A 25,124-nucleotide genomic window follows, 5' to 3' on the forward strand; every position below is an offset into this window, starting at 1 on the left:
ATCAGCTCGGCAGCGGCGCCACGGGCGCGATGGTGCTGAGGATCTCGCCGATGCGGCCCTTGCATCCACCGCAGCCGGTGCCCGCGCGCGTCGAGCGCGACACGTCCGCCACCGTGACGTCGCCCGCGAGCGCGGCGTTCGTGATCCGCTCGACGGTGACGCCGTTGCACCAGCAGACCGTGGCGGTCGGGCCGAGCGCGCCGGCGGCATCGCTCGGCTCGTAGTCCGGTCCGTCGTGGCGCAGCAACACCGAACGGTCGGCGGGCAACTCGCTCCCCCGCTGGAAGAGCAGGGTCAGCTCGGCGGCCGTCCGCGGCATCCCGACACTGACGAAGCCCTCGAGCCGGCCGGCGCGCGTCACCATCTTCACGTACCGGCCGTGGTCGGGGTCCGACCACTGGGCGACCGAGCGGCGTTCGTCGCCACACACCTGCTCGGGCCCGTCGTCCCAGGGATCGACGTGCACGACTCCGGCCGCGACCACGTCGACGCTGTCGGCCTTGAGCTGGATGACGCCGTCGCTCTCCTCTGCGAGCGGCTCGCTCGGCTCGGCCGCTCCGCTCAACTCATCGTGGAAGCGACGCGCCAGCCACTCGGCCTGGCGCCAGCCCGCGCCGATGAGCCCCAGCGGACCGCCCGCCGGCTCGGACGACCGGGCACCCGTCACAGGGCGCGCCGCGATGTGGGCGCAGTCCCCGATCGCGAAGATGTCGGGGTCCCCCCAGCTGCGCAGCTGCTCGTCGACCAGGACGCCGCGCGACACCGGCAGGCCCGCGATCGCCGCCAGCTCGCTGCGCGGCTGCACCCCGCACGAGATCACCAGCAGCTCGCCCGCGATCTGCTTGCCGTCGGCGCAGAGCAGGGCGTCGAACCGCGGCACGCCGTCGTCGCCGGTGCGCAGCAGCACGCTCTCGGCCCGGGCGTGCGCGACGAGGGCAACCCCGGAGCCGCGGGCGCCGCGCGCGAGCACGGTGCTCGCGGCGCGATCCAGGTTGCGCTCCATCGGGCCGGCCCCGTGGAACACGACGCAGGTCTCGGCGCCGGCTCGCGCGGCGGCGAACGCGAGCTCCATGCCCAGCACGCCGGCGCCGAGCACGACGATGCGCGATCCCGCCCGCACCGCCTCGCCGAGGCGCTCGGCGTCGTCCAGGTCGCGCAGCACGGTGACGCCGGCCGGCAGAGGGGTCTCGCCGTGATCGAGAGCGTCCCCGTCCTCCGAGGGGCGCAGAGCTGCGGGGCGGCGTGCGACCCCGTCGAGGGTCGGCAGCTGCGCGCGGGCACCCGTGGCGAACACGAGCCGGTCGTAGGGCAGCTGCTCGCGGGTCCCGAGCAGCACGGTGCGGCGGCTGCGGCGCAGCTCGACGACGGTCGTCGCGGTGAGGATCCGCACGCCGGCCTCGCGGGCCTCCTCGGCATCCGTCACCTCGAGGCTCTCGCGCTCGGCCTCGCCCACCGCGTACTCGGCGACGAGCACCCGGTTGTAGGCCTCGGCGGCCTCGGCCCCGACGACCGTGAGCTGCACGAGGCCGGCCCGCACGGCGGGCAGCAGCTCTTCGACGAATCGCGCGCCGACCGGCCCATATCCCACCAGCACGACCCGCTCAGCCACGGTCGCCCACCATCACGGCAGACGGGGCCGGGTCGCGCACGGCGCGCACCTCGACGGTCGTCGTCTTGAACTCCGGCATCCCCGAGATCGGGTCGGTCGCCGCCTCGGTGAGCAAGTTGGCGCTCTCGCCGTCGGCGAAGTGGAACGGCAGGAACACCGTGTCATAGCGGATGTCGGCGCTCACCGCGACCCGGCACCGCACGGTTCCGCGCGGAGTCGACAGCTCGACCTGGTCGCCGTCGGCGAGGCCGAGCCCGGCGGCCGCCGCGGGGTGCAGCTGCGCCTCGGCATGTGGATGCGAGGCCATCAACTCGGGCACCCGTCGCGTCTGCGTGCCCGACTGGTACTGCCCGAGCAGTCGGCCGGTGATGAGCGTCATCGTGCCGTCGCGCTGCGCCGGCGGGGTTCGCGGGTGCGCCTGCACCGGCACGAGCCGGGCCCGGCCGTCGGGGTGCGCGAACGACTCCAGGAACATCCGCGGCGTTCCCGGGCCGCCCGCGGGATACGGCCAGAAGGCCGCCACGCCGGTGTCGAGCAGTTCGTGGCTGAGCCCGGAGTAGTCGGCGGGCCCGCCGGCTGAGGCGCGGGCGAGCTCGTCGAACACCTCGGCCGCGTCGGTGCTGTAGCTGCCGGGGGCGGCGAGGCGCTCGGCGAGCTCGTGCATGATCCAGAGCTCCGAGCGCACACCGGCCGGCGGCTCGACGGCCTTCCGTCGCCGCAGCACGCGCCCCTCGAGCGAGGTCATCGTGCCCTCCTCTTCGGCCCACTGGGTGACCGGCAGCACGACGTCCGCGAAGGCCGCGGTCTCGGAGAGGAAGAAGTCGCAGACCACCAGTAGATCGAGCGTCTCGAGGCCCGCGCGCACCCGCGCGGCGTCGGGCGCCGACACCACGACGTTCGAGCCGTGCACGAGCAGCGCGCGCAGGCCGTCCGGCTGCCCCATCGAGGCGAGCAGCTCGACCGCGGGCACGCCCGGCCCCGGGATGATCTCGGGCGGCACCCCCCAGACGCGCGCGACGTGCTCGCGGGCATCCGGGTCGACGATCTTGCGGTAGCCCGGCAGCTGGTCGCTCTTCTGCCCGTGCTCGCGGCCGCCCTGGCCGTTGCCCTGCCCGGTCAGGGTGCCGTAGCCGGAATGCGCGGTGCCGACCAGCCCGAGCACGAGCGCCAGGTTGATCGCGGCGCTCGCTGTGTCGGTGCCGTCGACGTGCTGCTCGACGCCGCGGCCGGTCAGGATGTAGCTGCCCCGCCCCGAGGCCAGCCGCGCCGCCACCTGCCGCAGCTGCGCGACCGGAACCCCCGTGTGCTGCTGCACGCGCTCGGGCCACCAGCGGCTGACGCTGCGGCGCAGCCGCTCGAAGCCGCTCGTGCGGTGCTCGAGATAGTCGCGATCGGCCAGTCCCGACTCGATGACCAGGTGGGTGAGTCCGAGCAGCAGCACGAGGTCGGTGCCCGGAGCCGGCTGCAGATGGATGCCCCCGCCTTCGGCGGTCAGCTTCGCGGTCGCCGAGCGTCGCGGGTCGACCACGATGAGTCCGCCCGCGGCACGCGCTCCGGCGAGGTGGCCGATGAATGGTGGCATCGTCTCGGCGACGTTGCTGCCGAGCAGCATGATCGTGGCGGCCTCGTCGAGGTGATCGACCGGGAACGGCAGCCCGCGGTCCACCCCGAAGGCCCGGTTGCCGGCCGCCGCGGCCGACGACATGCAGAACCGGCCGTTGTAGTCGATGCGGGAGGTGCCGAGCGCGAGCCGCGCGAACTTGCCCAGCTGGTAGGCCTTCTCGTTGGTCAGACCGCCGCCGCCGAACACGCCGACCGCGTCGGCTCCCGACTCGGCGCGGATCGCCCGCACGCGATCCGCGATCAGATCGAGCGCCTCGTCCCAGCTCGCCGGGCGGAACCCCTCGCCCTCCCGGATCATCGGCTCGACGATCCGCTGCGACGAGCGGAGCAGTTCGGCCGAGGTCCAGCCCTTCTTGCACAGGCCCCCGCGGTTGGTCGGGAACTCGCGCCCCGTGACTTCGGGGGTGCCGACGGGGTCGACCGCGCGGACGGTCATCGCGCACTGCAGCGCGCAGTACGGGCAGTGCGTCGCCGCCCCTACCTGGCCGTCGGCGTCGGTCATCCCGGTCGTCCCCTCAGATCTTGTGCACGGCGACGGCCGAACCGCGCCGCAGGTAGAAGAAGGCGGTCACGGCCATGAGCACCAGGTAGGCGACGATGAAGCCGATGATCGCGTCGGCGTAGCTGCCGGTCGAGCTCTTCGAGGCGCCGAGCACCTGCGGGATGACAAACCCGCCGTAGGCTCCGATCGCCGCGATGATGCCGAGGGCGGCGGCCGTCTTGCGCTGCGTGCCGACATCGCCCGAGTGGGACCGTGCGTCGGCGACGCCGCTGCGCGCGGCGAACACGCTCGGGATCATGCGGTACGTCGCCCCGTTCCCGATGCCCGTGGCGACGAAGATCACCAGGAAGCAGCCGAGGAAGGCCGCGAAGCTGCCGGAGGCAAGCACGAGCAACACGGCGAAGGCGCCGAGGGCCATCGTCGCGAAGGCCGCGACCGTGACCACCGCACCGCCGAAGCGGTCGGCGAGGCGCCCGCCGAAGGGTCGGGCGATCGAGCCGACGAGGGCGCCGAGGAACGCGAGCGACAGCGCGGCCGAGCCGACCTGGAAGGTCGAGAAAGCCGGGAACTGGTCGACGATCAGCTTCGGGAAGACGCCGGCGAAGCCGATGAACGAGCCGAAGGTGCCGATGTACAGCAGTGCCAGGACCCAGAGGTGCGGCTCGCGCAAGGCGGCGGCGGAGGCGGCGAAGTCGGCCTTCGCATTGGACAGGTTGTCCATGAACCGTGCGGCACCGAAGATCGCCAGCAGGATGAAGGGCACCCAGATCCAGCCGGCGAGCGGCAGGTTGAGCGTCGCCCCCGCACCGATCGTGATGGCGATCGGAACGACGATCTGCGCGACCGAGACCCCGAGGTTGCCGCCGGCGGCGTTGAGGCCGAGTGCCCAGCCCTTACGGCTCTGCGGGTAGAAGTAGGTGATGTTCGACATCGAGCTGGCGAAGTTGCCGCCGCCGAACCCGGACAGCGCGGCGACCGCGAGCATGACGGGGAACGGCGTGTTCGGGTTCGACACGCAGATGCCGAGGGCGATGGTCGGGATCAGCAGCAGGCTCGCCGAGATCATCGTCCAGTTGCGCCCCCCGAAGCGCGGCACCAGGAAGGTGTAGGGGAAGCGCAGAGTCGCGCCGACGAGGCTCGGGATCGAGATCAGCCAGAAGATCTGCGAGGTGTCGAAGTGGAACCCGGCGTGCGGCAGCTGCACGACCACGATGCTCCACAGCTGCCAGACGATGAAGCCGAGGAACTCGGCGAAGATCGACCAGCGCAGGTTGCGAGCGGCGATCCTCGTGCCCACGGCCGCCCACTGCGCGGCGTTCTCGGGCTGCCAGTTGTCGATCCAGCGCCCCGGGCGGTGCCCGAGGGCCGGGAACTCGACGTCGCTCAGGGCGTTCGCGGGGGAACTGCTCGGAGGTGCTGTCGTCGTCATCGATTCTCCTTGCGGTGAGTGCGGGGTGTCTGCGGCCCGCGGGATGCTTCGACGCTAGAGACGCGGTGTTTCCGACAGGCACGCCCGCCGTGAAGATCCCGTCACGAGGTCGTCACCGTCTGGGGGGCGGCCTGCAAGGATGCCGAAACATCCGCGTTACACACGGCTCGATAGCGGTCGAGCACGATCTCGACGAGCTCGCGGGGAGCCGCTTCGCCGGCCACGAGCAGCGGCGCGGTCACCACCTCGGCGCCTGCCTCGCCGGCGAGTCCCGCGAAGTAGCCGGGCGCGAGCAGGTAGCTGGCGATCACGACCCGGCCGCCGCCGGCCGCCCTGCGGGCCTCGGCCACGGCATCCGCCAGACGGGGCGTCGCGGCCGAGATGAAGCCGACCGAGACGGGCCGACCGAGCAGCTCTGCGAGCTCGGATGCCGCGACCCGGCAGTCCCCGACGGCGCGCGCGTCGCTCGACCCGGCCGCACCGAGCACGACCGCGTCCTCGGGCGCCAGACCCGCCTCGTCGAGGCGGCGGGCGAGCAGTCGGGTCAGCCGCGGATCCGGGCCGAGCGCGTCGGCGATCGTGACGCACCGGTCGAGGCTCTCTCGGGCATCCCGAGCCAGGTCGACCCGCACGTGGTACCCGGCCGACAGCAGCAGCGGCACCACGATCGCGTCTCGGCCCGGCTCGAGGGCGCTCAGCGAGGTCGGAACATCCGGTTGCTGCACGTCGACGAACGACTCGACCACGGCGGTCTGCCCTGCTTCCGCCGCGACCGCCCGCACCAGGGCGGCGACCGCACGCTGGCCACCGGGGTGGCTCGTCCCGTGCGACGCGGCGAGCAGGGTCGGCGACGCCGTCACGCGGCGCTCACGCCGATCTCGACGGCGCCCGCCGAGATCCGCACCGGGAACACCGACAGGCCGGGCCCGTCCACGCTGAGGCAGTCGCCGGTCTCGAGGTCGTACACCTGCTTGTTGAGCGGGGAGGCGATCGTCGCGCGGTCTCCGCGCGAACCGACGATGCCACGCGACATGACGAACGACCCGGTCACCGGATCCTGGTTCGACACCGCCCGCACGACGGGACCGGGAAGCAGGAACAGCGCGACCTGGATGTCGTCGATGAGGGCGGCCTCGCCCCAGAACGGCTCGAGCTCGTCGATCGGGCAGACCCCCACCCAGCGGGTGTGCGCCGGCGGCGCATCGACCGCTCGGCGGGCCACACCATTCGAGATCGACACCCGCCCAGAGTAGAAAGGCCGGATTTCGGGGGATGACCGGGGCCGTGACGATCGCGTAACGAAGACCTCACACCGTGCGGGGTTCGCCGTGAGCGCGCGGTCACAACTCGTTACGCGGGCGCAACGGGAGGGAAACGAGAGCTTCCTAGTCTGAACGGACATGAACGGGGGCCCCATGACCACGAAGAACGCGCCGCGTCGCATCGTCGTCATCGGTGCGGGCCCCGCCGCGCACCGCTTCGCCGAATCGATCCGGGCCGGTGCGGGTGCCGGGGCCGACGACCAGGCGCTCCACCTGACCGTGATCGGCGAGGAGCGGCATCTGCCGTATGACCGTGTCGCGCTGTCGCGCCGACTGCTCGACGCCGACGATCTGACCCTCGGCGACGGCAGCATGTGGTCGCCGGCCGACGCGTCCGCCGACGCCCCCGCCGCACCCGGCGTCCGGCTCCATCGGGGGGTCGCCGCCACGGCGGTCGACCCGGCCGCCCGCACGGTGACCCTGGCCGGCGGTGAGGTGCTCGACTACGACGAGCTGGTGTTCGCGACGGGCTCGTCGGCGAGCGTCCCGCCGATCCCGGGCGCCGACCGCGGGCGGGTCTACCGCACGGTCGACGACGTCGACGGCCTGGTCGACGAGCTGCCCGCCCTGATGGACCGCCTCGGCCGGGCCGTCAACATCACGGTCGTCGGCGGCGGACTGCTCGGGCTGGAGGCCGCGGGCGGCCTCGCCAAGCTGGGCGGCAAGGTGACGGTCGTGCACTCGGGCCGCTGGCTGATGTCGGCCCAGCTGGATGAGGGGGCCGGGCAGGCGCTCGGCCGCCTGATCCGCGCGCAGGGCATCGCCCTCGAGCTCGGCCACCGCCCCGCGGAGATCATGACCGCCCCCTCGGGCACGGTCATCGGGGTGCGCCTCGACGACGACCGCGAGTTCCACGCCGATCTCGTCGTCTTCGCGATCGGGATCACCCCGCGCGACGAATTGGCGCGCGCGGCAGGCCTGACGCTCGGGCCGCGCGGCGGAATCGAGATCGACGAGAACTGCGCGAGCTCCGCCTCCGGGGTGTGGGCGATCGGCGAGGTCGCCAGCTTCCGGGGCAGCTGCGTCGGACTCGTCGCCCCCGCGAACGCCATGGCCGAGGTCGCGGCGAACCGCATCCTCGGCGGTGACGCCGTGTTCTCCGGGATCGACGACGCCACCAAGCTCAAGCTCTCGGGCGTCGAGGTCGCCAGCTTCGGCGACGCCCTCGCGACGACGCCGCATGCGCTCGAAGTGGTCTACGCCGACCCGGCCCGCGGCCTGTACCAGAAGATCGTCGTGACCGACGACGCCGCGACCCTGCTCGGCGGCATCTTCGTGGGCGACATCGCGCCGTACCCCTCGCTGCGCCCCCTGGTCGGCAAGGAACTCGGCGCCGAGCCCGCGGCCTTCCTGTCGTCGGCCGGCGGCGAGGCTCCCTCGCTCGAGCTCCCCGACGACGCGCAGCTCTGCTCGTGCAACAACGTGTCGGTCGGCGCGGTGCGCGCGGCGGTGCGCGGCGACCACGACGAGCCGTGCCACGAACTCGGCGCACTCAAGGCCTGCACCCGCGCGGGCACGCAGTGCGGATCCTGCGTCCCGCTGGTGAAGAAGATCCTCGACACCGAGCTGGCCAAAGCCGGCGTCGAGGTGTCGCGCGCCCTCTGCGAGCACTTCGAGTTGAGCCGCAGCGAGCTGTTCGAGGCGGTCCGCGTGCTGGAGCTGACCTCGTTCGAGCAGATCATGGCCCGCTTCGGGCACGGATACGGCTGCGATGTCTGCAAGCCGGCGGTGGCATCCATCCTGGCCAGCCAGACCTCGGCGTACATCCTCGACTCGGGCCGCGGAACCCTGCAGGACACGAACGACCGCGCCCTGGCGAACATGCAGCGCGACGGCTCGTACTCGGTCGTGCCGCGCATCCCGGGCGGCGAGATCACCCCGCAGAAGCTCAAGGTCATCGCCGAGGTCGCCGCCGACTTCAAGCTGTACACGAAGATCACCGGTGGTCAGCGCATCGACCTGTTCGGCGCGCGGCTCGAGCAGTTGCCCGAGATCTGGAAGATCCTGGTCGACGCGGGATTCGAGTCGGGCCAGGCGTACGGCAAGTCGCTGCGCACCGTGAAGTCGTGCGTCGGGTCGACCTGGTGCCGCTTCGGCGTGCAGGACTCGGTGGCGATGGCGATCCGGCTGGAGCTGCGCTACCGCGGCCTGCGGGCTCCGCACAAGTTCAAGCTCGGGGTCTCGGGATGCGCGCGCGAGTGCGCCGAGGCACGCGGCAAGGACATCGGGGTGATCGCCACCGACCAGGGCTGGAACCTCTACGTCGGGGGCAACGGGGGCTACCAGCCGGCGCATGCCCAGCTGTTGGCGCAGGACCTCGACGACGAGACGCTGATCCGCTACATCGATCGCTACGTCATGTACTACATCCGCACCGCCGACCGGCTGCAGCGCACGGCCCGCTGGCAGGAGGAGTTGGAGGGCGGGCTCGACCACGTGCGCCAAGTGGTGTGCGAGGACAGCCTCGGGATCGCCGAGGAGCTCGAGCAGGCGATGGCCGCCCACCTCGACAACTACGAGGACGAGTGGGCCGCCACCCTGAAAGACCCGGAGCGCCTGCGCCGCTTCCGCTCGTTCGTCAACGCCCCCGCGACCGGCGATCCGGGCATCGTGCAGGTCGTCGAGCGGGATCAACCGCGCCCGGCCCGCCCCGAGGAGCGGGAGTCCGTGCTGCTCACCGGCGCACGCATCCCGCTTCGCGATTCCCTACCGGAAAGGGGCGAGTGATGGAGATCGATCTCGACCTCGCCGGACGCCGCGTACTGGTGGTGGGCGGTGCCCCCGCGAGCCGCTTGGCGATCGCCCGCGTGCTACACGCCGGAGCGAGCGTCTTCCTCGCCTCGGTGTCACACCCCGCGGGCCCGGCGCATCCCGTTCCTGCCGCGGTGCATCGGATCGCCCTGCCACGCACCCGCACGGCCTGGCGAGAGCTGCTCTCCGCCGTGGATCTCGTGGTGATCATCGAGCTTCCGAGGGCCGCAGAGACGACCCTGCGCGCCGCCGCCCGCGATCGACGGGTGTGGATCGTCCGCGAATCGCCGGCGGCGACCTCCCCCATCGGCCACGTGACCCTCGCCGGAGGAGGTCCCGGTGACGAGGGAATGCTCACCCTCGCCGCGCGCGAGGCGTTGCGCCGCGCCGACGTGGTCTTCTTCGACCGGCTGGCGCCGCAGGCGCGAGGGCGGGACTGGGCTCCCGGTGCGGAGTGGGTCGATGTCGGCAAGACCCCGGGACATCACGCGGTCCCCCAGGCCGAGATCGAACGCCAGATGGTGGATGCCGCTCTCGCGGGACGCACGGTGGTGCGACTGAAGGGCGGCGATCCGTTCGTCTTCGGCCGGGGCGGCGAAGAGGTCGCCGCCTGCCGAGCGGCCGGGGTCCCGGTGACGGTGCTCTCCGGCGTCACGAGTGCGATCGCGGTTCCCGCCGCGGCGGGCATCCCTGTCACTCACCGTGAGGTGAGTCGCATGTTCACCGTCGTGTCCGGTCATGCCCCGCTCGACGACGCGACCGTCGCCCACCTGATCGGGCTCGACGGCACGATCGTCGTGTTGATGGGCGTCAACACCCTCCCGCACCTCGCGGCCGCTCTCACTCGCAACGGCATGCCGAGCGACATGCCGCTCGCGGTCATCGAGCGCGGGCTCACTCCGGGCCAGCGCACCACGATCACCACGGTCGGCGAGTCCACCGAGATGGCCGCCCGCCTCGGGGTGCGGTCACCCGCGATCCTCGTGATCGGCGAGGTCGTACGCTTGTGCCACGACGATGACGCCGCTCTGCGCGAGGTCGCCGCCTTCGCCGCAGGACGGTGACTGTGCCCCATCGACGTTTCGCGTCGAGGAGGGAGGAACGGTGACCGACCTCTCCCCCGACGGCGTCGCCGCCTTCAGCCCCGATCAGCTGGAGGGCTTCCGGATCGGCGTCACCTCGGACCGGCGCTCGGAAGACCTGATCGCAGCCTTCGAGCGACGCGGTGCCGAGGTGCTGCACGCCCCCGCCATCCGGATCGCCCCCGCCGCCGACGATGTGCAGCTGACCGCGGACACGGCCGCGATCATCGAGGCGCAGCCGGACATCCTGCTCGCCACCACCTCGTACGGCATCCGCCGTTGGCTCGAGGCCGCCGACGCGGCGGGGTTGGGGTCGTCCCTCATCGAGACCCTCGAGCACTCGCGCATCCTGGTCCGCGGACCGAAGGCACGCGGTGCCGTGCGAGCGGCGGGGCTCGACGACTCAGGAATGAGCGACCAAGAGACGACGCGGTCGCTGGTCGATCGCGTCATCCAGGAGGGCGCCCGCGGCACCACCGTGGCGGTGCAGCTGCATGGATTCACCGACCGAAAGCAGCTCGACCGGCTCGCCGCTGCCGGCGCCACGGTGCTGAGCGTCGCCCCCTACCGCTGGCAGCTCCCCGAGGATTCGAGCCGAGTCGTGCGGCTCGTCGATGCCATCTGCGCCGGATCGATCGACGCCGTGACCTTCACCAGCGCGCCCGCAGTGGATGCCCTCTTCGCCACCGCCGACCAGGCCGACAAGCTCGACGCGATGCTCGATGCCTTCGCCACGACGGTCGTCGCCGCGGCGGTCGGACCGGTCACCGCCGCCCCGCTGCGGGCGGCAGGCCTCGAGCCCCTCGTGCCCGATCGCTTCCGGATGGGGGCGCTCATCCGCCTGGTCTGCGAGCACCTCGAGGCGCGAGGCATCATCCGTCTCGCGACCACGCACGGAGCGGTGGAGATCCGCGGACGGCTGGTGGATGTCGCGGGCCGCCGCTCCACCCTGGCGCCCAACTCGCTCATCCTGTTCCGTGCCCTCGTCGCGGCGGCGGGCACGGTGCTCTCGCGTTCCGATCTGGCGGCCCTGCTGCCCGACAACCCCGACGATCACGCCGTCGACGTCGCGATCAGCCGGCTACGCCAGTCGCTTCCGGAGCCCGCGCTCGTCATGACCGTCATCAAGCGCGGCTACCGCATCGACGTCTGAGGCCGGGAGCCCCGACCCTCGGGAGTCCCCGGACGACAGCGAAGGGCCGGGAGGATCGCCCCCGGCCCTTCTGATCTGCGCGCGCGAGATGTTCTCCGCGGCGCGGGAGGTCGCGGCCTGCTAGCGGGCCGCGCTGCCCTCCACGTAGTCGGCGTCCTGCTGCTTCCAGGCGAACAGGGCGCGCAGCTTCTTGCCGGTCTCCTCGATCGGGTGCGCGGCGCCCTTGGCCCGCAGCGCCAGGAACTCGGGGGCCCCGGCGTCCTGGTCGGCGATGAAGCGCGCGGCGAACGCACCCGACTGGATGTCGGCGAGAACGGCCTTCATGTTCTCCTTGACGTGCGGGTCGATCACGCGCGGGCCCGAGACGTAGTCGCCGTACTCCGCCGTGTCCGAGACGCTCCAGCGCTGCTTGGCGATGCCGCCCTCCCACATCAGGTCGACGATGAGCTTGAGCTCGTGCAGCACCTCGAAGTAGGCGATCTCGGGCTGGTAGCCCGCCTCGGTCAGGGTCTCGAAGCCGTACATGACCAGCTGCGAGACGCCGCCGCAGAGCACGGCCTGCTCGCCGAACAGGTCGGTCTCGGTCTCTTCGGTGAAGGTGGTCTTGATGCCGCCGGCGCGCAGGCCGCCGATGCCCTTGGCGTACGACCAGGCGAGGTCCCAGGCCGATCCGGTGGCGTCCTGCTCGACCGCGACGATCACGGGCACGCCGCGTCCCGCCTCGTACTCGCGACGCACGGTGTGTCCGGGGCCCTTGGGGGCGACCATGATCACGTCGACGCCCTCGGGCGGGGTGATGTAGCCGAAGCGGATGTTGAAGCCGTGACCGAAGAGCAGCGCGTTGCCGGGCTCCAGGTTGTCCTTGATGTCGGCGGCGTACAGGCCGCGCTGGTGCTGGTCGGGCGCCAGGATGACGATGACATCCGCCCACTTGGCCGCCTCGGCCGAGGTGAGCACCTCGAAGCCGGCCTCCCTCGCCTTCTGCACCGACTTGGAGTCGGGCTTGAGGCCGATCTTGACCTCGACGCCCGAGTCACGCAGGTTCAGCGCGTGGGCGTGGCCCTGCGAGCCGTAGCCGATGACGGCCACCTTCTTGCCCTGGATGATCGACAGGTCGGCGTCCTTGTCGTAGAAGATCTCGGTCATGCTTTTCCTTACTCGTTGGATGTGACGGTCGGTTCTTTCGTCGCCGGAACGGCGAGTCAGCTCTTGAAGACGCGTTCGGTGATGCTCTTGCTGCCGCGGCCGATGGCCAGCAGGCCGGACTGGGCGATCTCTTTGATCCCGTACGGCTCCAGCACGCGCAGCAGTGCCTGCACCTTGCCGCTGTCGCCGGTGACCTCGATCACCAGGGCATCCGTCGCGACGTCGACCACCCGGGCGCGGAACAGGGTGACCGCCTCGAGGATCTGGCTGCGATTCGAGTTGTCGACGCGCACCTTGATCAGCAGGTGCTCGCGCTGCACCGACTGGGTCGGGTCGAGCTCGACGATCTTGATCACGTTGACGAGCTTGTTGAGCTGCTTGGTGACCTGCTCGAGCGGGGCGTCCTCGACGTCCACGGCGACCGTGATGCGCGACAGCCCCGGGATCTCGGTGGCCCCGACGGCGAGCGACTCGATGTTGAACCCGCGGCGGGCGAACAGGCCGGCGACCCGGGTCAGCAGACCCGGCTTGTCCTCGACGAGCAGGGAGAGCACGTGGTGGGTCATGTGTCTGCCCCTCGCGCCGCCGCTACTGCGGCGCGAGCCGCTCCGTCGACCGAGCGCGGTCGCTCGACTCCACTCATCATTCTTCCTCCCAGGCCGGAGCGTGGTCGCGGGCGTACTGCACCGACGAGTTGCCGACGCCCTGCGGCACCATCGGCCACACCATCGCGTCCCGGCTCACCACGAAGTCGATGACGACCGGTCGGTCGTTGGTCTCCATCGCGAGCTTGATCGCGGGGTCGATCTCTTCGGGCTTCGTGACCCGGATGCCGAGGGCGCCGTACGCGTCGGCCAGCTTCACGAAGTCCGGGATCATCTGGGTGCCGTGCCCGGTGTTGAGGTCGGTGAAGGAGTGGCGCCCGTCGTAGAACAGCGACTGCCACTGCCGCACCATGCCGAGCGAGGAGTTGTTGATGATCGCGACCTTGATCGGGATGTTGTTGATCGTGCAGGTGGCGAGCTCCTGATTGGTCATCTGGAAGCATCCGTCGCCGTCGATCGCCCACACCAGCCGATCGGGCTCGGCGACCTTCGCGCCCATCGCCGCAGGAACGGCGTAGCCCATCGTGCCGGCGCCGCCCGAGTTGAGCCAGGCGTGCGGCCGCTCGTACTTGATGAACTGCGCGGCCCACATCTGGTGCTGACCCACGCCTGCCGCGTAGATCGCCTCGGGACCGCTCAACTCGCCGATGCGCTGGATGATGGCCTGCGGCGAGAGCAGCCCGTCCTCCGGCTCGGTGAAGCCGAGCGGGTAGTTCTTGCGCAACTCGTTCAACCGCGCCCACCAGGCCGCGAGGTTCGGCTTCTGCGTGGCGGCGGCCGTCGTGAAGGCCTCGCTCAGATCGACGATGACGTCTTTCGCGTCGCCGACGATCGGCACGTCGGCGTGGCGGATCTTGCCGATCTCGGCCGGATCGATGTCGACGTGCACGACCTTGGCGTGGGGCGCGAAGTCGGCGACCTTGCCGGTCACCCGGTCGTCGAAGCGGGCACCGAGCGCGACGATGAGGTCGCTCTCCTGCAACGCGAGCACCGCGGGCACCGCCCCGTGCATGCCGGGCATGCCGAGGTGCTGCGGGTGCGAGTCGGGGAACGCCCCGCGCGCCATGAGCGTGGTCACGACCGGTGCGCCGGTGTTCTCGGCGAGCTCGAACAGCACCTTCTCGGCGCCCGAGCGGATGACGCCGCCGCCGACGTAGAGCACCGGCTTCTCGGCGGCCGCCAGCAGCTCGGCGGCGGCGATGATCTGCTTGCCGTGCGCCTTGGTCACCGGACGGTAGCCCGGCAGGTCGATCTTGGGCGGCCAGATGAACGGCGCCGAGTTCTGCTGGGCGTCCTTGGTGATGTCCACCAGCACCGGGCCCGGGCGTCCCGTCGTCGCGATCTGGTACGCCTCGGCCAGGGTCGCCGGGATCTCGGCCGGATCGGTCACCAGGAAGGAGTGCTTGGTGATCGGCATCGTGATGCCGACGATGTCGATCTCCTGGAAGGCGTCCGTGCCCATGACGGTCGAGAAGACCTGGCCGGTGATCGCGATGATCGGCACGGAGTCCATGTGGGCATCCGCGATCGCCGTCACGAGGTTGGTGGCACCCGGGCCGGAGGTGGCGATGCAGACGCCGACCCGTCCGGATGCCGCCGCGTACCCCTCGGCCGCATGCCCCGCCCCCTGCTCGTGCCGGGTCAGGATGTGGCGGATCGCGGTCGACGACATGAGCTCGTCGTAGAACGGCATGATCGCGCCGCCGGGGATGCCGAAGACGTCGGTGATGCCGAGCTTCTCGAGCGTGGCCAGGATCGCGCCCGACCCGGTCAGAACGGGAGGAGCCCCGTCGGACGCGCCGGAGCGGCCGGGCTTGGCTGCAGGAGGTGCAGTGGTCATGAGTGGTCCTTGCGTGCGAAGACGATCGTGAGAGGGCGGAGGCTACCCCGTGACCGCGCCCTCCGCAGCGGAGTGCACGAGCTTGGAGTATTTCGCGAGAACGCCACGGGTATAGCGCGGTGGAAGAGGAGCCCAGCCGGAACGGCGGCTCTCCAGCTCGGCCGGATCGACAAGTAGGTCGATCGTCCGGGCTGCGATATCGACCCGTATCAGATCACCATCGTGCACGAAGGCGATCGGACCTGCGTCCGTCGCCTCGGGAGCGATGTGGCCGATGCACAGGCCGGTTGTGCCGCCTGAGAATCTGCCGTCCGTCAAGAGTAGTACATCTTTTCCGAGGCCCGCGCCCTTGATGGCCGCCGTGATCGCGAGCATCTCGCGCATGCCCGGCCCGCCCTTCGGACCCTCCCAGCGGATGACGACGACATCGCCGTGATGGATCTCGCCGTTGGTGAGGGCGTCCATCGCGGCGCGCTCGCGCTCGAACACCCGCGCGGGGCCCTCGAACAACGCCGCATCGAATCCGGCCGTCTTGACGACTGCGCCGTCGGGCGCCAGCGAGCCGCGCAGGATCGTCAGACCGCCGGTCTCGTGGATCGGGTTGTCGAGGGTGCGCAGCACGCTCCCGTCCAGCGGCGGGATGTTCATCTCGGCCAGGTTCTCGGCCATCGTCTTGCCGGTGACGGTGAGGCAGTCACCGTGCATGAGGCCGGCGTCCAGCAGCGCCTTCATCAGCACGGGCAGGCCGCCCCGGCGGTCGACGTCATTCATCACGTAGCGCCCGAAGGGCTTGAGGTCGCCGAGGTGCGGAACCTTCGCGCCGATCCGGTTGAAGTCGTCGAGGGTGAGCTCGACCTCGGCCTCGTGCGCGATCGCCAGCAGGTGCAGCACGATGTTGGTCGAGCCGCCGAGCGCCATGCCGACCGCGATGGCGTTCTCGAAGGCCTCCTTCGTCAGGATCTGCCGTGCCGTGATCCCCTGGTTCAGCAGGTTGACGACCGCCTCGCCGGAACGGTGCGCGTAGTAGTCGCGCCGGGCATCCGCCGAGGCCGGGCTCGCGCTGCCGGGCAGGCTCATGCCGAGCGCCTCGGCGACGCTCGCCATGGTGTTGGCGGTGTACATCCCGCCGCAGGCTCCCTCGCCGGGGGCGAAGGCGCACTCGATGCGGTGGGCGTCCTCTTCGCTCATGGTGCCGGCCTTGACGCCGCCGACCGCCTCGAACGAGTCGATGATCGTGATGTCCTTCTCGGTTCCGTCGCTCAGACGCACCCAGCCGGGCGCGATCGAGCCGGCGTACAGGAAGACGGATGCCAGGTCGAGTCGCGCGGCCGCCATCAGCATCCCGGGGATCGACTTGTCACAGCCCGCGAGCAGCACGGAGCCGTCGAGCCGCTCGGCCTGCATGACGACCTCGACCGAGTCGGCGATGACCTCCCGGCTCACGAGCGAGAAGTGCATCCCCTCGTGCCCCATCGAGATGCCGTCGCTGACGCTGACCGTGCCGAACTGCAGCGGGTAGCCACCCCCGGAGTGCACGCCCTCCTTCGCCGCCTGCGCGAGGCGCGCGAGGCTCAGGTTGCACGGGGTGATTTCGTTCCACGAACTGGCGATGCCGATCTGCGCCTTGTCCCAGTCGGCGTCGCCCATTCCGACGGCGCGGAGCATCCCGCGGCTCGTGGTGGCTTCGATGCCGTCGGTGACGGTGCGGGAACGGGGCTTGTGATCGACCTTGGCAGGTGTTTCCGGCATGTGACGAGGGTATCGCTGCCTCGCTTCCCCCGCCGACGGTCCTCGGACGCCCAACTGTTTCCCCTCCCCCTGCCCTGCTGCCGAAATGCCACTTGGGGCGAGCAGATGCCGAAACTTCGGCACCAAGTGGCATTTCGGCAGCAGGGGGGCGGATGCCGGGCTACTGCTCGTGGACGTCGCCGGAGCGGAACGTGGCGAGGGTCGACAGCACGAGCGCGATCTCGTCCGGCCCCTCCACGCGGAACGCCGCCTCGGTCTTGCCGGGGCCGCTCTTCACCCCGAGGTCGTGCGGCAGCAGAGCGGCGAAGGCGTCTTCGTCGGTGACGTCGTCGCCGGCATAGAACACGGCATCCGCCGCGGTGTAGCGACGCAGGTGCTCGACCGCCTCGCCCTTCGTGGTCGAGCGCACCGAGAACTCCAGCACGTTCTTGCCCTCGCGCACCGTCAGGTTCTCGACCTCGGCCTGCGCCTCGCTGAGCGCGACCAGGTGAGCCACACGCGAGTCGTGCTCGGTCGCGAGCCGGGTGTGCAGGGCGAAGCCCGCCGGCTTGGACTCGAGCCAGACGTGGTCGATCGAGTCGGCCACCTCGCCCAGCACCTCGTGCAGCACCTCGACCTGTTCGAGCTCGGTGGTGTTGAGACGGATGTGGTCCGACGGATCGTCGAGGCGGATCTCGATGCCGTGCGACCCCACGAGCAGCGTGGTGTCGGGAAGGTCGGCGACGGCGATGAGGCTGGCCAGCGAGCGTCCGCTGATCAGTGCGACCCGGGTGTTCGGCAGGGCGAGAAGGCGAAGCACCGCCTCGCGGGCCTCGGGGATGGCGCGGGCGGCATCCGGGGAGTCGACCTCGGGGGCGAGCGTTCCGTCGAAGTCGAGGGCGACGAGCAGCCGCTTCACGCGGGCGAGCTCGCGCAGGGCTCCGATGAGAGCGGAGGAAAGGGGTTGGGGCATGGTCGTGAGGGCGTCAGCTGCGTGGCGCCCGGTCCACCGTCCATTCCAGATCTCCCAGCGGATCCGAATCCGGATCCCGTTCCGGTTCGGGTTCCGCATCCGAGCTGCGCTCGCCACTGCGACGCCGCGCCTCGGCGAGCGTCCGCAGGAATCCCTCGGACCACCGATTCACGTCGTTCTCGCGCACCCGCTTGCGCATCGCCCGCATCCGCTTGACGCGCTCGGCGCGCGGCATCTCGATCGCCCGCATGATCGCGTCCTTGACGCCCTCGATGTCGTGCGGGTTGATGAGCAGCGCGGTGCGCAGCTCGTCCGAGGCGCCGGTGAACTCGCTCAGCACGAGCACCCCGTCATCGTCGAAACGCGCCGCGACGTACTCCTTGGCGACCAGGTTCATCCCGTCGCGCAGCGCGGTGACGAGCATGACATCGGCGGCCAGGTACAGCGCGGCCATCTCCTCACGGGGGAATCCGTGGTGCAGGTAGCTGACCGCCTGGTGGCTGATCGTGCCGTAGTCGCCGTTGATGCGGCCCACCGTCTGCTCGATCTCGTCGCGCAGCTGGCGGTAGGTCTCGACCCGCTCGCGACTCGGACTCGCGACCTGCACGAGCGTGACGTCTTCGACCTTGAGCCGGCCCTCGTGCAGCAGCTCGCCGTAGGCCTTGAGCCGGTGGCCGATGCCCTTGGTGTAGTCGAGCCGGTCGACGCCGAGCATGATGGTCTTGGGGTCGCCGAGGTCGTGCCGGATCTGCGCTGCCCGGGCCTGCACCTCGGGGCTGCGGGCGAGACGTTCGAAGGTGTCGACGTCGATCGAGATCGGGAACGGCTTCGCGATCACCCGACGGGCCGGAGCTCGGCCGTGCGACGGGACCTCGATCACCGGGCTCTTCGTGGCGTAGCCCAGCAGCCGGCGCACGGCACGCGAGAAGTTGCCGGCATCCGCGACCCGCTGGAAGCCGATCACATCGGCCCCGAGCAGCCCCTCGATGATCTGTGCCCGCCACGGCAACTGCGAGAAGATGCCGTACGCCGGGAACGGGATGTGGTTGAAGAAGCCGATCGTCAGGTCGGGCCGGGCCTGCCGCAGCATCCGCGGAACCAGCTGCAGCTGGTAGTCCTGCACCCACACGGTCGCGTCGGGCGCCGACACCGCGGCGATCGCGTTGGCGAAGCGCTGGTTGACGCTCACGTAGCTGTCCCACCACACCCGGTGGTAGCTCGGCGGGGCGATCACGTCGTGATAGAGCGGCCAGAGGGTGTCGTTGGCGAAGCCCTCGTAGTAGTTCTCGAGGTCGTGCTCGGTGAGTTTGAGGGGGACGATCCGGATGCCGTCCCAGTCGAAGGGCTCCAGCTCGAGATCGGGTTGACCGACCCACCCGACCCAGGCACCATCCGCCTCGCGCATGATCGGCTCGAGCGCGGTGACCAGGCCGCCCGGTGACGGCCGCCAACTCGAAGCCCCCGTGTCGTCGACCACTCGGTCGACGGGTAAGCGGTTCGAGGCGACCACGAAGTCATATCGTTCATCGCCCATTGCCCCACGGTATCAGCCGATTCCCATGACTTCCCGGGCAGGCATTTCGAGGCGGCCGACGGCTGGTTTCAGAGTTGCTGAGACTGTCACACGCCGGACACATCGGCACGTTAGGTTTGAGCAAATGATCTCCATCGGCATGAGCACGACGTGCGTCTTCCCGGGTTCTGTCGACACGAACTTCCGCATGGCGCGCCTCGCCGGCTTCGACGGCATCGAGGTCATGGTGACCAACGATCCGGTCACCCAGGACCCCACGGCACTGCTCGAACTCAGCGAGCGCTACGGCCTGCCGATCCTGTCGATCCACGCGCCCGTGCTGTTCCTGACCACCTTCGTCTGGGGTCGCGACCCGCAGGTCAAGCTCGAGCGTTCCGCCGAGCTCGCGGCGGCCGTCGGCTCCCCGAGCGTCGTCGTGCATCCGCCGTTCCGCTGGCAGTCGGGCTACGCCGAGAACTTCGAGCGCGTCGTGCGCGACGTGCAGGCGAACACCGGCGTCGAGATCTGCGTCGAGAACATGTTCCCCTGGAAGGTCGGCGGCAAGAACGTCAAGGCGTACGCGCCGAGCCCCGACCCGCTCGACCTGGACGTGCAGGCGATGACCCTCGACTTCTCGCACGCCTCGCTCTCGGGACGCGACTCGCTCGAGTACGCGATGGCGATGGGTGAGCGGCTGCGCCACATCCACCTCTGCGACGGCACGAAGTCGGTCGATGAGGGCAACATGTTCGACGAGCACCTGGTGCCCGGCCACGGTACCGAGCCGGTCGCCGAAACGCTCAGCTACCTGGCCGAGAACCACTGGTCGGGCTCGGTCGTGGCCGAGGTCAACCTGCGCAAGATCCGCGACGAGCGGATCAAGCTGGCCATGCTGAAAGAGACCGTCGCGTTCGCGAAGCACTACGTCGGCCAGGAGCACGAGGAACGCGAGCCCCTCACGGTCGGCTCGGTCAAGGCCCGCCACCAGCGCAGGGCCGCGCGGCGCAACCTGAAGTCCCGCCCCGACGCCGAGTAGGGCGCACTCGCGGCCCGGCTTCCGCAGCACACCGAGCTACGCGATCGCCGGCACCAGCCCGAGCTCCCCGGCCCGGCGTGTGCGGCGGATGACGAGTGCCGCGAGCGCCACGCTCGCTGCGCCGAAGAGCAGGAGCGCGACAGCCGATCCGATCGCCACCGCGGCGCTTCCCCCCGCGACGATCTGCTGCATCCCGGTCGTCGCCCAGGTGAGGGGCAGGTACGGGCTGATCCACTGGAACGGCGTCGTGAGCACCTGCACCGGGTAGACCCCGCCGATCGCGGCGATCTGCACCGCGAGCAGGAACAGCGAGATCACCAGGCCCGCGCGCCCGAGCCGAACCGTCAGCAGATGATGGAAGGCCGTGAAGGCCGCCGCCGTGAGCAGCGAGAACACCAGAGTGGCCGGCAGGTACTGCCAACCGATGCCGACCGCGGTGTGCATCAAGACGACGAGCAGCGCGGCCTGCACGGCGGTCACCGTACCGGCACGGAACAGGGCGCTGCCCAGCACCCGCGACGACGCCGCCGTGGATGCCAGGATGCGGCGGGTCACCGGGCGCATCACGAGGAAGACCGCGAGCGCCCCGATCCACAGGGCGATCGGAAGCAGGAAGGTCGACACCGCCTGCGCGACCCCGGAGATGGCGTGAGCCTTGGTCACCGAGATCCCGACCGGGTCGGACGCGACGCCGGCGGCCTTGCTCGCCGCGGCGGAATCCGACTTCGGCACCTGAGCGGCCCCGCTGGTCAGTCCCGAGGCGAGGCCCGAGGCACCGGAGGCGAGCTGCGCGGAGCCGCTGGCCAGCGAGTTCGCCCCCGAGACGAGGGCCGAGCCGTTGGCGGCGAGCTTCCGGGCGCCTGCCGCGCTCTGCGCGATCCCCGACTGGATGCCGTCGATGCCCCCCGTGGTCTGCCTGCTGAGGGTGCTCCCGCCTGCCGCCGTCTGCGCGAGTTGCGCGGTCAGAGCCTGCACCTGAGCCAGGGCGCTGCTGCTCGTGGGGTCTGCCGAGAGCGCGGCCGTGGCCGCGGTGAGGGCGGCCGACAGCTGCGAGACTCCGCCCGTGTACGACGACACGCCCGCGCTCAACTGGTCGAGCGACGCCGCCCCGCTGTTGAGCTGCGACAGTCCCGACGACAGGGAGCTCACCCCCGCGGTGTAGCTGCCGACACCTCCGGCGTAGGAGCTCGCGCCCGAGGCCGCGGCATTCGCGCCCGAGGCCAACTGGGTCGCGCCGTCCGCTGCCTGCGAGAGCGAGGCCCCGAGAGTTCCGAGGCTCGCGTAGACCCCCGAGATGTACTGCTTGGTGATGGCGCTGCCGAAGGTGCGCACCATTCCGTCGCTGAGCGACTGCGCGACGGATCCCGCGAGATAGGAGTGCGCGTCGTCGGTGCGGATCGCCAGCCGGGCCTGCACGGGAGAGCTCCCCTGCAGCGACAGCACCGACTTCGAGAAGTTGCTCGGGATCGTCAGCACGGCGTAGACGGAGCCGTTCGCCAGCGCCGTCTTGGCATCCGCCGCGTTGCTGAGGGTCCAGTCCATGCCCGGCGACTTCGTCCCGGTGAGCTGGGTGACGAGCTGCCGGCCGGCGAGCACGTACTTGGTCGTGCCGTCGGCGTTCGTCGTCGTGATCGCCTGATCCTGGTTGACGATCACGGCCGGGATGCGGTCGACGCCGCTCTTGGCGTCGCCAACGGAGGCGACGTAGAGGCCGACGAATGCGAGGGGGACGAGCGCGACCGCCGCGATCCCGATCCAGCGGAGACGTTTGTTCATCGGAGTGCACCTTCTTCAATGGCGTTGTACTCGGGGGCGAGGTCGAAAGCCCGCACGCGGGGCGGGGCGGCGTCGGCCACGTCGTTCAGACCCGGCATGCCGACGACGACCGTCGTGGTGGCCGGCGCGAGCCGGTCGAGAGCCCGCAGGAACGCCAGCGCGTCGAGCGGGTCGGAGAACGGATCGAGCGAGTCGAGAAGCACCACGGCAGCCCGCTCGCTCAGCGCGACGACCGCCATCGCGACGGCGCGTTCCAGTCGCGGCAGGGTCTCGATCGGGGTCGTGGCGTCGACCGAGACGGTCTGACGCCCCAGCCCCTGAAGGGCTCCCGAGACGCGCCCGGCCCGCAGGCGCGCGCGGCGCGCCGCGATCGGCGCGAGATACCAGGGGCTGGTCAGGCGCAGATGCTCCTCGAGCAGCTCGCCGAGCGTCACGCTGACTCCGGGCCGCTCGGGCCCGGCGAGATCGGCGAGCGCGACGAGACGGGCGACCTTGGCGGCGTCGGAGGGCAGCGGATGTCCGCCGACCTGCGCGCGCCCGCCCCGCGGCTCGAGGCGGCCGGCGATGGTCGCGGCGACCAGGCGACGCGTCGCCGTCTCGTCCGACACGAGGGCGATCGTGCCGCTCGGAACCCGCAGCCCGATCGGGCCGGCCTCGGGGCCGTTGCCCGCGCCGACCATGAGCCGGTCGAGCGAGATCGCCTCACCGTCGGCGAATCGCTCGAGAGCCCACACCGCCGCGTCCTGGTGGGCGCGTAGGCCTTCGCCCTCGATGTCGACGTTCGGAAGGATGCGGCTGAGCCAGCGCGGGAGGTACCAGGCCGACCGTCCGGCGAGGGCCATGACCGCCGGGACCAGCGTCATCCTGACCAGGAAGGCATCGACGAACACGCCGGCCGCGAGCCCCAACGCGATGACCTTGATCACCCCGGCGCCCTCGGGCACGAAGGCGGCGAAGACGAAGAACATGATGAGCGCGGCAGCCGTGACGACGCGGGCCGCCCCCGAGAAGCCGCTGACGATGGCGCGGCGGGCGACCGCGTTGCGGGCCTTCCGCGTGGCACCAGCCGGCAGCTGCGCGACGCCGTGCACGTACGCCTCGCGCATGCCCGAGACGAGGAACACCTCGTAGTCCATGGCGAGGCCGAACAGGATCGCCATGAGCAGCACGGGCATGAAGCTCAGGATCGGGCCGGGTACCACGCCGAGCGCCGATGCGCCCCAGCCCCACTGGAAGACCGCGACGACCACGCCGAAGGCGGCGAGCACCGAAAGCAGGTAGCCGATCGCGGCCTTGAGGGGCACGAGCAGCGAGCGGAAGACCACCATCAGCAGGATGACCGAGAGGCCGACCACGATGATGCCGAACGGCAGCAGCGCCGAGTCCAGCCGCGACGAGACGTCGATGGCCACCGCAGTGGCGCCGGTGACGGCGATCGGCGTGTGGTACGTCGAGGCGATCGAGGGTTCGAGCGCGCGGATCCTCTCGACGAGCTGCGTCGTCTTGGGATCGCTCGGCCCGGTGGTCGGGATCACCTGGATGATGGCGGTGTCGAGCGTCGCGTTCGGGGTGCCGGAGCTCACCGTGTCGACGCCCGGCAGTCTCGCGATCTCGTTGCCGATCGACGTCAGATCCGTCATGAAGGTCGTGCTCTGGGTGATGTCGACCGTGATGATGAGCGGACCGTTGCGGCCGGGCCCGAACTCGGTGCTCACGATGTCGTATGCCTTGCGCGCGGTGGTGTCGCTCGGCTGCGAACCGCCGTCGGGCAGAGCGAGGGCAAGGCTGAAGGCGGGGACGGCGAGGGTGCCGAGCACGGCGAGCACGGCGATGATCGCGACGACGGGGGCCTTGAGCACGAGGGCGACCCAACGCTGGCCGAGCGCCGACTTCGGTCGCGCGGATCGCGGGCGAGTTCCGGCGACGTCCGCGCCGGCGACGCCGGCGGTCGCGTCATGCGGATCGTGCGAGCTGGCGGCGGCCGTCGCGAGCGCCCGCCGCGCGGTGCGCGAGCCGGGCTTCGGCGCCAGGCGCGCGCCCAGCAGCCCCATGATCGCGGGCAGCAGCGTCGTGGCGGCGAGCATCGCCAGCAGCACGGCGATGGCCGCCGCGATGCCCATCAGTCCGAGGAAGGGGATGCCGACGATCAGCAGTCCGATCAGCGCGATCATCACGGTGACGCCCGCGAAGATGACGGAGCTGCCCGCGGTCGCGACGGCCGTCGCCGCGGACTCACCGGGGTCCATTCCCGCCGCCAGTTGGGCTCGATGCCGGCTCAGGATGAACAGCGCGTAGTCGATGCCCACCGCGAGCCCGATCATGAGGGCGAGCAGAGGCGTGGTCGACGAGAGGGTGACGAAGGAGGCCGTGGTGAGAACGGCACCCATCGACACGGCGAGCGCGGCGATGGCCGAGATCAGCGGCAGCCCGGCCGCGAGCAGGGATCCGAAGGTCACGATGAGCACCAGGGCTGCGAACAGCACTCCGAGGCCCTCGGTCAGAGAGAGGCCGACCTTGGTGTTCTGGTAGACCTGGCCGCCGAACTCGACGGTGAGGCCGGCATCCGTCAGCGGCGCTGTGGCCTTCTTGACCGCGGCGAGCTCGGTCGCGGTTACCTTCTCGGACGAGGTCGTGAACTGCACCGCGATGATCACGGTCGAGCCGTCTTTGCTGACGGCGCTCGTCGCATACCGACCGTAGGGCGACACCGCCTGCTCGACGCCTTGCACGTGATCCAGGGCCGTGACGACCTTCTCGATCGTCGGGCCGTCAGCGGTCTTCAGGTTTGTTCCGTGCCTGTCCTGAACCACGACCTCGGCGCTGGCACCCGCGGTCTGCGGGAAGACCGCGGCCAGCAGATCGATGGCCTTCTGCGACTCGGTGCCGGGGATGGCGTACGAGTCCTGCAGCTGGCCGCCGAGGCCGATGCCCGCGCCGAGTGCGGCGGCGGCGATCAGAACCCAGGCGATCAGAACCCGGACGGCGTGACGGTAGGCGAAGCGCCCGAGACGGTAGAGGAGGGTGGCCATGTGAGTT

Annotated in this window: 17 protein-coding genes; 4 read left to right on the forward strand and 13 right to left on the reverse strand. The window is 70.8% G+C overall.

Annotation, left to right across the window (positions count from 1 at the left end; translation table 11 throughout):
• Position 1: 1 nt before the first annotated feature.
• From ACFPJ4_RS13680 to nirD, 5 genes are all read right to left on the reverse strand, one after another.
• A complete protein-coding gene (locus ACFPJ4_RS13680) occupies positions 2–1,609 on the reverse strand; it encodes an FAD-dependent oxidoreductase (protein WP_386741008.1) in 1,608 nt (535 codons plus the stop codon).
• Positions 1,602–3,734, reverse strand: a complete 2,133-nt coding sequence (locus ACFPJ4_RS13685) for a molybdopterin oxidoreductase family protein (protein ID WP_386741009.1) — start codon at positions 3,732–3,734, stop codon at positions 1,602–1,604. Before ACFPJ4_RS13685 ends, ACFPJ4_RS13680 begins: the two co-directional genes overlap by 8 nt.
• Before the next feature lie 13 nt (positions 3,735–3,747).
• Positions 3,748–5,163, reverse strand: coding sequence for an MFS transporter (locus tag ACFPJ4_RS13690; RefSeq protein ID WP_386741010.1), 1,416 nt, complete (start codon positions 5,161–5,163; stop codon positions 3,748–3,750).
• A 101-nt stretch (positions 5,164–5,264) separates the two neighbouring features.
• Entirely contained in the window at positions 5,265–6,023 is a 759-nt protein-coding gene (locus ACFPJ4_RS13695; RefSeq protein ID WP_386741011.1) for a sirohydrochlorin chelatase, read from the reverse strand.
• Positions 6,020–6,403, reverse strand: a complete 384-nt coding sequence (gene nirD, locus ACFPJ4_RS13700; protein WP_386741012.1) for a nitrite reductase small subunit NirD — start codon at positions 6,401–6,403, stop codon at positions 6,020–6,022. The genes ACFPJ4_RS13695 and nirD overlap by 4 nt, the downstream gene beginning before the upstream one ends.
• A gap of 160 nt (positions 6,404–6,563) precedes the next feature.
• On the opposite strand from nirD, the gene nirB reads away from it, so the two are divergent.
• The 3 genes from nirB to ACFPJ4_RS13715 are packed head-to-tail and all read left to right on the forward strand — an operon-like array spanning position 6,564 to position 11,471.
• The gene (nirB, locus tag ACFPJ4_RS13705; RefSeq protein ID WP_386741013.1) at positions 6,564–9,212 is read left to right on the forward strand and encodes a nitrite reductase large subunit NirB; all 2,649 of its coding nucleotides are present in this window, start codon (positions 6,564–6,566) and stop codon (positions 9,210–9,212) included.
• Complete coding sequence (cobA, locus tag ACFPJ4_RS13710; RefSeq protein ID WP_386741014.1) at positions 9,212–10,300, forward strand: uroporphyrinogen-III C-methyltransferase; 1,089 nt, start codon at positions 9,212–9,214, stop codon at positions 10,298–10,300. The genes nirB and cobA overlap by 1 nt, the downstream gene beginning before the upstream one ends.
• A 40-nt stretch (positions 10,301–10,340) precedes the next feature.
• The gene (locus tag ACFPJ4_RS13715; protein WP_386741015.1) at positions 10,341–11,471 is read left to right on the forward strand and encodes a uroporphyrinogen-III synthase; all 1,131 of its coding nucleotides are present in this window, start codon (positions 10,341–10,343) and stop codon (positions 11,469–11,471) included.
• Between the two features lie 120 nt (positions 11,472–11,591).
• On the opposite strand, the gene ilvC is transcribed toward ACFPJ4_RS13715, so the two are convergent.
• The 6 genes from ilvC to otsA form a co-directional block, all read right to left on the reverse strand.
• The gene (gene ilvC, locus ACFPJ4_RS13720) at positions 11,592–12,638 is read right to left on the reverse strand and encodes a ketol-acid reductoisomerase (RefSeq protein ID WP_386741096.1); all 1,047 of its coding nucleotides are present in this window, start codon (positions 12,636–12,638) and stop codon (positions 11,592–11,594) included.
• A gap of 35 nt (positions 12,639–12,673) precedes the next feature.
• Positions 12,674–13,183, reverse strand: coding sequence for an acetolactate synthase small subunit (gene ilvN / locus ACFPJ4_RS13725; RefSeq protein WP_386741016.1), 510 nt, complete (start codon positions 13,181–13,183; stop codon positions 12,674–12,676).
• A gap of 76 nt (positions 13,184–13,259) precedes the next feature.
• Positions 13,260–15,062 carry an acetolactate synthase large subunit gene (locus ACFPJ4_RS13730; protein ID WP_386741017.1) on the reverse strand — a complete coding sequence of 601 codons (1,803 nt, stop codon included), beginning with the start codon at positions 15,060–15,062 and terminating at the stop codon, positions 13,260–13,262.
• Between the two features lie 42 nt (positions 15,063–15,104).
• Positions 15,105–16,811 (reverse strand): dihydroxy-acid dehydratase, encoded by a 1,707-nt coding sequence (ilvD, locus tag ACFPJ4_RS13735; RefSeq protein WP_386741018.1) that lies wholly within the window; start codon positions 16,809–16,811, stop codon positions 15,105–15,107.
• Between the two features lie 160 nt (positions 16,812–16,971).
• Positions 16,972–17,763 carry a trehalose-phosphatase gene (gene otsB / locus ACFPJ4_RS13740; RefSeq protein ID WP_386741019.1) on the reverse strand — a complete coding sequence of 264 codons (792 nt, stop codon included), beginning with the start codon at positions 17,761–17,763 and terminating at the stop codon, positions 16,972–16,974.
• 13 nt (positions 17,764–17,776) lie between these two features.
• The gene (gene otsA / locus ACFPJ4_RS13745) at positions 17,777–19,297 is read right to left on the reverse strand and encodes an alpha,alpha-trehalose-phosphate synthase (UDP-forming) (RefSeq protein ID WP_386741020.1); all 1,521 of its coding nucleotides are present in this window, start codon (positions 19,295–19,297) and stop codon (positions 17,777–17,779) included.
• Between the two features lie 124 nt (positions 19,298–19,421).
• Here otsA and ACFPJ4_RS13750 point away from each other — a divergent pair, with 124 nt between their 5' ends.
• Positions 19,422–20,312 carry a sugar phosphate isomerase/epimerase family protein gene (locus ACFPJ4_RS13750; RefSeq protein ID WP_386741021.1) on the forward strand — a complete coding sequence of 297 codons (891 nt, stop codon included), beginning with the start codon at positions 19,422–19,424 and terminating at the stop codon, positions 20,310–20,312.
• 36 nt (positions 20,313–20,348) lie between these two features.
• Here ACFPJ4_RS13750 and ACFPJ4_RS13755 read toward each other — a convergent pair whose 3' ends face one another.
• Both ACFPJ4_RS13755 and ACFPJ4_RS13760 read right to left on the reverse strand, forming a co-directional pair.
• Positions 20,349–22,088 carry a YhgE/Pip family protein gene (locus ACFPJ4_RS13755; protein WP_386741022.1) on the reverse strand — a complete coding sequence of 580 codons (1,740 nt, stop codon included), beginning with the start codon at positions 22,086–22,088 and terminating at the stop codon, positions 20,349–20,351.
• Positions 22,085–25,117 (reverse strand): MMPL family transporter, encoded by a 3,033-nt coding sequence (locus ACFPJ4_RS13760; RefSeq protein ID WP_386741023.1) that lies wholly within the window; start codon positions 25,115–25,117, stop codon positions 22,085–22,087. Before ACFPJ4_RS13760 ends, ACFPJ4_RS13755 begins: the two co-directional genes overlap by 4 nt.
• Positions 25,118–25,124 lie beyond the last annotated feature (7 nt).

Origin of the sequence: Lysinimonas soli, assembly GCF_042655435.1 — a bacterium.
GTDB classification, from domain to species: domain Bacteria; phylum Actinomycetota; class Actinomycetes; order Actinomycetales; family Microbacteriaceae; genus Lysinimonas; species Lysinimonas soli.